Below are 9,322 nucleotides of genomic sequence, written 5' to 3'. Positions count from 1 at the left end.
TGGAGGTGGCTCCCGTACAACGGGCTTCACCGTGCGGGCGTCCACCCTCCCTCTCAGAGAGAAGGTGAGTCAGCATGGCGCTCCTGAAAGAGCGGCCCCACGCGCCGCACATGCACATGCCCCACATGCCTCATGTGATCAGCGAGCCCGAACTCCGTCCCCTCGACCTGGGCGGCCTGCTCGCGCGCGGGGCGGCTGCCGGGTTCTTCGCCGGTATGGGATTCCTGCTGGCGAACATGTGGTTCGCCGTGAGCCAGGGCATGCCGGGGATCTCCCCGTTGTATGCCATGTCCACCGTCTTCCACGCCTCGGACGTACCGGTTGCGAACCCCACTGAAGCGATACTCGGCCTGACGGTCCACATCGCACTCTCGCTGGGCTTCGGCATGGGCTTCGCGCTACTCCTCGTCCCGCTGCTGCGCAAGATACCCGCCTTGGTGATCGGTGCTCTCGCCTACGGACTGGCCCTGTATGTGCTCAACTTCCAGATCCTCGGTAGGACCGTATTCGAGTTCTTCACCAACCCTCAGGGGCCGGATCAGCTCTTCGAAGCACTCGTTCACCCGCTGATCTTCGGGCTGCTGCTGGTGCCGTTCTTCCTTGGACGGCCGTTCGAAAGGACGCGGCGAGCCGAGCCGCAACTCACCGCGACTGCGACCGGCGGCACAACTCCTGGCACGTCGAACCGGCCAGGACCCATGGAGCCGTAATGCTCCCCGTACAGGTGGATTCCGTCTCGGTACGGCGGCGTTGCCCTGGGAGAGCCGAAGGGCCATGCAGCCGGCCAGGACGCAAGCTCCTGCACCCGGAAGGAACCCGGAGACGATGACGTACCGATACCCGCATTTCCATACCCGACTGGTGGTCGAAGACATGCGGTTCCACGCAGGACCGCAGCCAGGCGAAGAGATGCCGGATTTCGACCTCCCCACGGTGGACGGTGGCCGAGTCGCCAAGTCCGACTTCGCACTCCCTTGCTGCTGACCATGGGGTCGGTGACCTGCCCGATGACCGCGGCCGCCGACCCTGCCCTCAAGCGGCTCCACGCCGAATTCCGTGACCGCGTGGCGTTCGTGACGCTCTACGTACGCGAAGCCCATCCCGGTGACCGATACCCCCAGCCGGACCGGCTCGATCGCAAAATGGACCACGCACGCGACCTCAAGGCCCGCGACGAGCTTCCGTGGCCCGTCGCTGTCGACGACCTCGACGGGACGCTCCACCGCATGCTCGACCCCAAGCCGAACGCCGCCTACTTGATGGGCAGAGACGGCCGGGTCGGTTTCCGGGTCCTTTGGTCCGACGACCGCGAGCCGATCCTGCGCGCGGCCCTTGAGAATGTGCTGTCCGGCCGCTCTCTGGCGGGCGAACACCAAGGTCGCGTAGTGCCGATGCTTCGCGGCGTCGCCGAGATGGACCGCATGCTGACACTCTCCGGACCCACGGCCCGGCGCGACGTCCGCAAGGCCGCGCCTCCCATGTATGCCATGGCACGAGTGATGGGACTGATGAAGCACCGCCGCGAGGACGTGACCACGTAGCACGACCACAGCGCACGTCTATGCCTTCAGGTTTCCGACTGACCAGCGCCGGCATCACCTTGGTACTCACCGGGATGGGGTGCACCGCCGACGGCATCGGGAGCACCCGTGGGTCGCGCTGGCGGCCGCAGGAAAGGACGTCGCGGATGCGGGCATGTCGGTTGTGCTGTTCGTCGAGCAGCTGATGAAGCACCGCCGGGTCTGCTCCTGGTGCACCCTGGCTGCGGCCTGCCATCTCGCCGCTGTGCCGCGCCTCGTTACGGAAGCACAAGCCGCGTTGTCCACGATCCAGTGGCGGAGGAGGTGACCACCCCGGCACCGTCGCCCTCGACGTCATTACCCGCCAAGGTGATGACGGCAGGTCAGCTCTCTCAAGGCTGACGCGCGTAAGTGAAGGCGGGCTCTCAGAACCCTTAGCGACTGAACAGTAAAGGATGGTGCGTAATGAGCAAGGTGGCCCTCATCGTTCTCGCTGACACGGAAACGCATGCCGACTTGGGCCGGTCGTACAACGCCCTCGTCACAGCCAAGGAATGTATGGAAGCAGGTGATGACGTACGGCTCATCTTTGATGGTGCGGGTACGAAGTGGCCGGGTGTCTTCGCCGACCCGAAGCACGATGCCCACCAGGCTTATCAGGCTGTCACCGCGGTTGTGGCGGGGACCTGCAAGTTCTGCGCCCAGCAGTTCGAAGCCGAGGAAAGCGCCCGCCAGGCGGAGGTCCCCATGCTGGACGAGTACGAGGGCCATCCGAGCCTTCGCAGCCTGATCAGCAAGGGGTACCAGGTCCTCACATTCTGAAAAGACCGTCAGGCCTTGTGAAGGCATGACCGCGGCCCTTGCCAGACGCGGCTCGAAGTCCAGCGGCCAGCCGATTACGGGGACTCCCCGCAGATACCCGGGCTCATGAGCGGCCGACGCCGACGTGTCGGCGCGGTGTCTTGGAGAGCGAGAGGTCAAGAAGGGTTCTGTCATGACCGAACAAAAGCGCGGTCCGGAAGACATTCCCACCGCGGAGCGCATGGCAACGCTCGCGGCGGCCAAGGGGAGCGCCATCAAGCACAAGCTCCTCGGGGAGGAGCAAACGGAACGAGGCCGGCAGTGGCTTCGTTCGCTTTCAGCGACAGCGTTTGTCGATGGTTTTCAGCAGCGGTTGGCGATCACCGGGCTCGCGGATGTTCATGGGAAATGACGGCACTGCGGTGTCAGAAGACCTGAAGGGGCTGATGGCGTCCCGGCGCTCCCGGGAACCTGGATCGGCTCACCGCCTCGGGGCTCAAGCAAGACTCTGAAGACCGCCCTCCCGGCGCGGAGCTGTCAGAGTTGCGCCTGGAGGATCACCGGTGTGTCTCCTTGTGTGGAGGCACCCGCACAAGGAGCCTGATGTCCACGAAAAGGCCCTGGACAGCCTGGGTAGCCATCGGCTAGACGGCGTCAGGGGTGTCCGCTCACCATGGAGGCAACGTTGGCGCAAGATCCGGTACAGGTAGCACCGAACTTGTACAAGGTTTTGTTCGAGAACGACCGAGTGCGGCTGCTTGAGGTGCGCCAGAAGCCGGGCGACGAATCGGCCCTGCACGGGCATCCGGATTGCCTCATCTACTGCTTGAGCGAGGGGAAAGTGACATTCAGTTCGCCCTCGGGTGAATCCCAAGAAGTCGAGCTACGCACCGGCGACACCATCTGGCAGGAGTCGCAAGAACATGCTGCAAAGAACACCGGTGCGACCGACGTTGTCGGGCTCGTCTTCGAGCTGAAGTGAGTTTGTGTCAAGCGTGGCTTCATACGGAACGGCCCGCCGCCCATGAGGGCGGCGGGCCGTGTGGCGGTCCCGGCAGAGGTCAGCCGGACTCGGCGTGTTCTTCCGGCACTCCAGCGGGTCCGGGGGCTTGCCGGAGGACGACCAGGCCGTGACCATGCCGCGAGCCTAGCCGGTGGCCGCAGTCGCCCCGCCGCGGCCCTCGCGCCGCCGGTCAAGCCCCCGCGGTGGTGCTTTCGATGATGTGGCAGACAATGGCGCTTTCCCCGCGCTCGGTTGCCCGGTCGGCCTGGGCTCGGGCGTGCCGGAGCGTCGTACGGAGGGCTTCGAGGTCGGCGATGCGGCGGTCGATGTCGGCGAGGTGCTGGTCCAGGAGATCGGTGACGAGGGCGCAGGGCTGCTCGCCGCGGCGCTGGAGGTCGAGGATGTCCTTGATCTCTTTGAGGCTGAGGCCGAGGGCCTGGGCCTGGCGGATGAAGCCGAGGACGGGGACCGCTTTATCGGTGTAGGTGCGGTAGCCGGCGGCGGTGCGCTCGGGCGGGTCGATGAGGCCGTTGGCCTCGTAGAGGCGTACGGCCTTGGGGCTCAGGCCAGTCTGGGCGGCGATGCGGCCGACGGTGAGCATGGGTGACTCCGTTCGTGGGGATGTCGCCAGTCTGCGCTTGACCTTGCCCTAAGGGCAAGGTTTTAGCGTCCGGTCATGGGCACAGATCAAGGCGAGGGCTGTGCGGCGCCGATGGCCGTGACACCGCTGAGCGGCCGGTGCACCGAGGCCATCGAGCGGGCCGAGCACGCCTGCTTCGGGATCAGCCCGTTCAACAGCTACTTCTCCACAGCCCGGATCCGGGAGCTGGCGGCTTGGGGGCTGGGGCGGTTCGAACGGGTGGACTTCTTCGTGCCGGACGCGCCGAGCGCATTCACCTTCGAGGCGCTGGGGTACGCGCCCGAGAAGGCCGCGTGGAAGGCGCGCAGACAGGGCCAGTACACCCGCAACAAGATCGCCGCGGCGCTGGGTTCACTCGGTGTGGCCGATCCGGACGAGCGCGTGCTGGGTTGGCCCGAGCTGGAGCGCAACGCGGGCTTCGGCCGGCTCCACGAGCAGGGGCTGAGGCGGTATGCCGAAGACTCGGGCTTCCGGGATGCGTGCCAGGAGGCGGCCGGCTGGGTGCTGGCGGGGAAGCTGCCTGCTGGGCAGCGGCCGGACGCGGAGCAGGTCGAGCGGGCGGTGCGGTATTTCCTGGCCGAGCTGCCGCTGTTTCTCGACACCCCGTCCATCGTCGGCGCTGAGGCGTCGGTCTTCTGCTACCACCAGCCGCCCGATGTGCTGCGCCGCCTCTACGCCGGTGGGCTGGGCTGGCGGCCGGCCGCCGGGCAGGGCTTCGCCGTGGTGACTCCGGCCGGACCGTGACCGGTTCCCCTTCCCGTACGACACTCAAATAAGAGAGGAATCCCTGCCATGGCCACCACCACACAAACCGGCACCGGCCCCATAGAACTGTCGATCACCGGGATGACCTGTGCCTCGTGCGTGGCGCGGGTCGAGCGGAAGCTGGGCAAGCTGCCCGGGGTGAGCGCCACGGTGAACCTCGCGACCGCGACCGCGCACGTCACCCGCGAGGACCAGGCGGTCGAGGTGGCGGAGCTGGTGGCCGCCGTCGAGGCCATCGGCTACGGCGCCGAGGTGGCCGGGACCGGCGCACCGGAGACCGAGGAAGGCGAGGCCGTCGACGCCGAACAGGCGCATGTGGCCGGGCTGCGGCGCCGCCTGGTCGGCTCGGCGTTGCTCGGGCTGCCGGTGGTGGTCATATCCATGATCTCCGCGCTGCACTTCGCGGGCTGGGAGTGGGTCGCGTTGGTGCTGGCGACTCCGGTGGTGGCGTGGGGCGCGTGGCCGTTCCACCGGGCGGCGGCGGTGAATCTGCGGCACGGTTCGGCGACCATGGACACGCTGGTGTCGCTGGGTGTGCTGGCCGCTTATCTGTGGAGTGCGGGCACCCTGGCCGTGGGCGGGGAGCACCTGTATCTGGAGGTCGCCGTCGTGCTGACGGCGTTCCTGCTGGCCGGGCGGTTCTTCGAGGCGCGGGCCAAGCGGCGGGCCGGGGAGGCGATCCGGGCGCTGATGGACCTGGGCGCCAAGGATGTCGCGGTGCTGCGCGACGGGTCCGAAGTGAGTATCCCCGTCGAAGAGTTGGCGGTCGGCGACCTCTTCGTCGTACGGCCCGGGGAAAAGATCGCCACGGACGGGCAGGTCACCGAGGGGGCCTCGGCGGTGGACGAGTCGCTGCTGACCGGGGAGAGCGTCCCGGTGGAGGTCGAGCCCGGCTCGCAGGTCACCGGCGCGACCGTCAACAGCCACGGCCGACTGATCGTGCGCGCGACACGGGTCGGGGCCGACACCAAGCTGGCACAGATCGCCGCGCTGGTGGAGCGCGCGCAGACCGGCAAGGCCGCGGTGCAGCGCCTGGCGGACCGGATCTCGGCGGTGTTCGTACCGGTCGTCATCGCCCTGGCGATCGGCACGTTCGGCGTGTGGATGCTGACCGGAGCTGCGGCGTCGACCGCGCTGACCACGGCCATTGCCGTGGTGATCATCGCCTGCCCGTGCGCGCTCGGGCTGGCCACGCCCACCGCGCTGATGGTCGGCACCGGGCGCGGTGCGCAGCTCGGGCTGCTGATCCGCGGGCCCGAGGTACTGGAATCGACGCGGCGGATCGACACCGTCGTGCTGGACAAGACCGGCACCGTCACCGAGGGCAAGATGCGCCTGGTCGACGTCGTACCGGCCGAGGGCGAGGACGAGCAGGAGGTGCTACGGCTGGCCGGCGGGCTGGAGGACGCCAGCGAGCACCCGATCGCCGCTGCCATCGCGAACGCTGCCCGGGAGCGCCTCGGTTCGCTCCCCGCCGTGACCAGCTTCGCCAACACCCAGGGCCGGGGCGTGAGGGGGCAGGTCGAGGGACGTACGGTCCGTGCGGGGCGGGCCGCGTGGCTGGAGGATCAGGGCCATGTACTGCCCGACGAGCTCGGCCGCGCACAGAAGGAGGCCGAAGCCGAAGGCCGCACGGTCGTCTTCGCCGCGTGGGACTCGCAGGTGCGGGGCGCGCTGGTGGTCGCCGACACCGTCAAGCCGACCAGCGCCGAGGCGGTGGCCGACCTCAAGCGGCTCGGGCTGACCCCGGTCCTGCTGACCGGCGACAACACGGCCGCGGCCCGCGCGGTGGCGGCCGAGGTCGGAATCGACCAGGTGATCGCCGAAGTCCACCCCGAGGACAAGGTCGCCGAGATTCAGCGGCTGCAGCAGGAGGGCCGCGTGGTGGCGATGGTCGGCGACGGCGTCAACGACGCTGCCGCCCTCGCCCAGGGCGACCTCGGCCTGGCGATGGGCACCGGCACCGATGCGGCGATCGCCGCATCCGATCTGACCCTGGTACGGGGTGACTTGCGGGCGGCGGCGGACGCGATCCGGCTGGCCCGCCGTACCCTGCGTACGATCAAGGCCAACCTGTTCTGGGCCTTCGCCTACAACGTGGCCGCGCTGCCGCTGGCCGCGCTCGGACTGCTGAACCCGATGATCGCCGGAGGGGCGATGGCGTTCTCGTCGGTGTTCGTCGTCTCCAACAGCCTGCGGCTGCGCCGCTTCCAGCCCATGCACCGCTGACCCCAGGGCACAGCGCGAGTTGGCCGACCGGGCCTCTCCCGGTCGGCCGCTGCCCCTGCGGATCCCCCGCTTTTGAGTCCTCCGGTTCTGTGATCTGCTGGAGATGTCATCCACATGTCCGTCGCTCGCCGTGGCATGCCGCAGGCATCAACGGGGCCACCGGGCAGGCCGTGGCAGCGCACGTTCTTGGAGGAAGTGCCATGCCGCACCTCAGACTGGCTGCGCCGGCGCCCACCCGGCCCGGAGTCCTCCTGCCGAGGCGTGATCTGGCGGTCGCCTGGATCCTGATGGTGCTGATCGCCGCGCTGGCATGGATACTCACGGTCGGCCAGTCACGCGACATGGGAACGCAACCCGGCACCATGGGCCTGGCACTCCCGCTCTTTCTGCTGCTCTGGGTGGTCATGATGGTGGCGATGATGCTGCCCTCGATGGCCCCCATCGCGATCACCTGGGCGCGTGCGATCAGTCGGCAGTCGGCGGGGGCGGTCCGCGCCGCCCGGATGACCCAGTTCGCAGGCGGCTACCTGCTCGTCTGGACCGCGTTCGGACTGCTCGCGTACGCAGGCCTGGCCGCGACCGGGCGGCTGGTGGACGACAACCCCGACGCAGGTCGCTGGCTCGGCGCTGCCGCGTTCTTCCTCGCCGGGGTGCACCAGTTCGGGCCGCTGAAGCGCGTGTGTCTGCGCCACTGCCGCAACCCGCTCTCCCACCTGCTCCGGTACTCGCGCTTCCGGCCGGGGGCCCGCGACCTGCGCGTGGGCATGCACCATGGGCTCTACTGCCTCGGCTGCTGCTGGGGACTGATGATCGTCCTCATCCCGCTCGGGGTGATGAACGTGGCGGCCATGGCCGGGCTGGCCGCGGTGATCTTCCTGGAGAAGCTGTGGCGGCAAGGCCCCTGGCTCACCTGGGCGGTCGGCCTCGCCTTCCTCGTACTGGCCGCCTTGGCCCCGTTCCAGGACTGGATGCTGCCCGGCCTTCAGATGTCCGGGCCGTCGATTGACCCGATGATGAGCCTGCCGTACTGAGCGCCTGCTTCCCCGCCCGCCATGTCGCACGCCGGCAGCTGAAGAATCCCGCGCTCGAGACGCAGAACGGCACCACATAGTTGACCAGGACCCGCACCACCGTGGCCGTGGTGGCATCGCCGGACGCGATGACGGAACCCTGGTTCACCAGAGACAACAGCGTGCCGACGGCAAGCGCGATCGGCACGCATCGGGACAGCGACGCGCGCGAGAACACAGTCGCCAGAAGCCCCGGCGGAGCAGGCGCGGGAGGAGACATACGGTCCTCCTCCCACTCGGTGTCCTTCGCTTAGACCCGCCCGGCGGGTGCGCCCTCAGGCGCCTCGCTCGAGAAGGCGTAGTCCGCCCTCTCGCCGTACGCCGCCTCGAAGGACAGACCAAAGGCGTCGGAACGCCCGCTGGCGCGACCCACCACATACTCCGGCGCGAACCCGAACAATGCGTTCTTGACCGTCGTCGGTTTTCCGTCGGGCCCGGTCAGAGGCTCGAAGGCGAGCTCGGTCTTCCCACCGACGCTGAGGCTGGGCTTCTCCCCGTCACTCAGGGAGACGCTCGCCCGCTCCATGCCCCGGTACTCGCCGAAGAACTGCGAGAGTTCGCCGAATGCCCCGCCTTCGCGACCGGACAGGATGCGCTCGATCGCAGCGGCCTGCTGATCGCTGGCGCCCTCATCGACGACAATGCCCACCTTCCAGTCACCTGACGTCAGGTTCGAGGGAAAGTGGTTGTAGAGGGCGAAGTCGACCCCGGACAGGTCCAGCTCATCCAGGCGTCCTTCGGCCACATGGAACGCGACCATGCCCAGACACTGCTCACGCCCCTGCGCATCACGGGGCTTCGCGTCGACGGCGCACCCACAGACCATCACACACGAACAACCGGCAAGGTAATTGCCCGAAATACTCCACGTCATGACTCCTCCTGCTCCCCGCTCGATCTCCATCGCCCGATGTCACGGACGATGCCGACATCGCGAGTGAGCGGTGGGGAGCGTTCGGTCGGCGGTGAGCATACGGAAGACCCCGGACGTCTCGGTACGACGTACGTATCGAGCTGCCCGCAATAATTCCACGCAGGCATGAACACCGGCGCGGTGGGAGCATCCATCACCGCCTCCGCTCCACCGGATGCCTCAGGCCACCGGGAGCTTCTTCACCTTTAACGCTACGCGCTCTCGAAGGTGCAAGCAGCCTCCCCCGCACGTCGCAGCGCGTACGGCTGGCGGCGTGGGCCCGCAGAACCAGGATGCTTTGCGCGTCGGAACACCAGCCAGTCGCCTCGCGCGACGCACGGGTCGGCCCCCGCCCCTACCGTGGCCTGCCCTACCCGCACC

11 protein-coding genes and 1 pseudogene are annotated in these 9,322 nt (G+C 68.2%); 9 read left to right on the top strand and 3 right to left on the bottom strand.

Going from position 1 to position 9,322, the window contains the following annotated elements; all coding sequences use genetic code 11:
- The first annotated feature begins 74 nt into the window (after positions 1-74).
- The 6 genes from J7E96_RS19810 to J7E96_RS19785 all read left to right on the top strand — a co-directional run bounded on the left by J7E96_RS19810 (position 75) and on the right by J7E96_RS19785 (position 3,303).
- Positions 75-710: a hypothetical protein gene (locus tag J7E96_RS19810; RefSeq protein ID WP_215132982.1), complete on the top strand. Its 636-nt coding sequence runs from the start codon at positions 75-77 to the stop codon at positions 708-710.
- A 264-nt stretch (positions 711-974) separates the two neighbouring features.
- On the top strand, positions 975-1,541 hold the full coding sequence (locus tag J7E96_RS19805; RefSeq protein WP_285439486.1) for a deiodinase-like protein: 567 nt from the start codon (positions 975-977) through the stop codon (positions 1,539-1,541).
- Positions 1,542-1,695: 154 nt separating this feature from the next.
- The gene (locus J7E96_RS19800) at positions 1,696-1,848 is read left to right on the top strand and encodes a hypothetical protein (RefSeq protein ID WP_215132980.1); all 153 of its coding nucleotides are present in this window, start codon (positions 1,696-1,698) and stop codon (positions 1,846-1,848) included.
- 137 nt (positions 1,849-1,985) lie between these two features.
- Positions 1,986-2,342 carry a DsrE family protein gene (locus J7E96_RS19795; protein WP_214973129.1) on the top strand — a complete coding sequence of 119 codons (357 nt, stop codon included), beginning with the start codon at positions 1,986-1,988 and terminating at the stop codon, positions 2,340-2,342.
- A gap of 172 nt (positions 2,343-2,514) precedes the next feature.
- Entirely contained in the window at positions 2,515-2,733 is a 219-nt protein-coding gene (locus J7E96_RS19790) for a hypothetical protein (RefSeq protein ID WP_215132979.1), read from the top strand.
- Positions 2,734-2,994: 261 nt separating this feature from the next.
- Positions 2,995-3,303 (top strand): cupin domain-containing protein, encoded by a 309-nt coding sequence (locus tag J7E96_RS19785; protein ID WP_215132978.1) that lies wholly within the window; start codon positions 2,995-2,997, stop codon positions 3,301-3,303.
- A gap of 211 nt (positions 3,304-3,514) precedes the next feature.
- Here J7E96_RS19785 and J7E96_RS19780 read toward each other — a convergent pair whose 3' ends face one another.
- Complete coding sequence (locus tag J7E96_RS19780; protein ID WP_215132977.1) at positions 3,515-3,925, bottom strand: heavy metal-responsive transcriptional regulator; 411 nt, start codon at positions 3,923-3,925, stop codon at positions 3,515-3,517.
- A 75-nt stretch (positions 3,926-4,000) separates the two neighbouring features.
- Between J7E96_RS19780 and J7E96_RS19775 the strand changes: the two genes are divergently transcribed.
- From J7E96_RS19775 to J7E96_RS19765, 3 genes are all read left to right on the top strand, one after another.
- Positions 4,001-4,708 (top strand): tRNA-dependent cyclodipeptide synthase, encoded by a 708-nt coding sequence (locus tag J7E96_RS19775; RefSeq protein ID WP_215132976.1) that lies wholly within the window; start codon positions 4,001-4,003, stop codon positions 4,706-4,708.
- 48 nt (positions 4,709-4,756) lie between these two features.
- Positions 4,757-6,958, top strand: coding sequence for a cation-translocating P-type ATPase (locus J7E96_RS19770; RefSeq protein ID WP_215132975.1), 2,202 nt, complete (start codon positions 4,757-4,759; stop codon positions 6,956-6,958).
- A gap of 200 nt (positions 6,959-7,158) precedes the next feature.
- Positions 7,159-7,989 (top strand): DUF2182 domain-containing protein, encoded by an 831-nt coding sequence (locus J7E96_RS19765; protein WP_215132974.1) that lies wholly within the window; start codon positions 7,159-7,161, stop codon positions 7,987-7,989.
- Between the two features lie 55 nt (positions 7,990-8,044).
- Here J7E96_RS19765 and nrtS read toward each other — a convergent pair.
- Both nrtS and J7E96_RS19760 read right to left on the bottom strand, forming a co-directional pair.
- Positions 8,045-8,248: pseudogene (nrtS, locus tag J7E96_RS38860) on the bottom strand (nitrate/nitrite transporter NrtS); the annotation flags it as partial.
- A 30-nt stretch (positions 8,249-8,278) separates the two neighbouring features.
- Positions 8,279-8,932, bottom strand: coding sequence for a DUF1326 domain-containing protein (locus J7E96_RS19760; RefSeq protein ID WP_251070146.1), 654 nt, complete (start codon positions 8,930-8,932; stop codon positions 8,279-8,281).
- Between the last annotated feature and the right edge of the window lie 390 nt (positions 8,933-9,322).

Origin of the sequence: Streptomyces sp. ISL-96 (assembly GCF_018614035.1) — a bacterium.
GTDB lineage: Bacteria > Actinomycetota > Actinomycetes > Streptomycetales > Streptomycetaceae > Streptomyces.
Note: the sequence above shows the minus strand (reverse complement) of the source record. Positions and strands in the feature narration are given on the sequence as shown.

Coding starts and splice junctions, on each gene's coding strand:
- J7E96_RS19810 (WP_215132982.1), top strand. CDS start 75: ATGGCGCTCCTGAAAGAGCGGCCCCACGCGCCGCACATGCACATGCCC.
- J7E96_RS19800 (WP_215132980.1), top strand. CDS start 1,696: ATGTCGGTTGTGCTGTTCGTCGAGCAGCTGATGAAGCACCGCCGGGTC.
- J7E96_RS19795 (WP_214973129.1), top strand. CDS start 1,986: ATGAGCAAGGTGGCCCTCATCGTTCTCGCTGACACGGAAACGCATGCC.
- J7E96_RS19790 (WP_215132979.1), top strand. CDS start 2,515: ATGACCGAACAAAAGCGCGGTCCGGAAGACATTCCCACCGCGGAGCGC.
- J7E96_RS19785 (WP_215132978.1), top strand. CDS start 2,995: ATGGAGGCAACGTTGGCGCAAGATCCGGTACAGGTAGCACCGAACTTG.
- J7E96_RS19780 (WP_215132977.1), bottom strand. CDS start 3,925: ATGCTCACCGTCGGCCGCATCGCCGCCCAGACTGGCCTGAGCCCCAAG.
- J7E96_RS19775 (WP_215132976.1), top strand. CDS start 4,001: ATGGGCACAGATCAAGGCGAGGGCTGTGCGGCGCCGATGGCCGTGACA.
- J7E96_RS19770 (WP_215132975.1), top strand. CDS start 4,757: ATGGCCACCACCACACAAACCGGCACCGGCCCCATAGAACTGTCGATC.
- J7E96_RS19765 (WP_215132974.1), top strand. CDS start 7,159: ATGCCGCACCTCAGACTGGCTGCGCCGGCGCCCACCCGGCCCGGAGTC.
- J7E96_RS19760 (WP_251070146.1), bottom strand. CDS start 8,932: ATGGAGATCGAGCGGGGAGCAGGAGGAGTCATGACGTGGAGTATTTCG.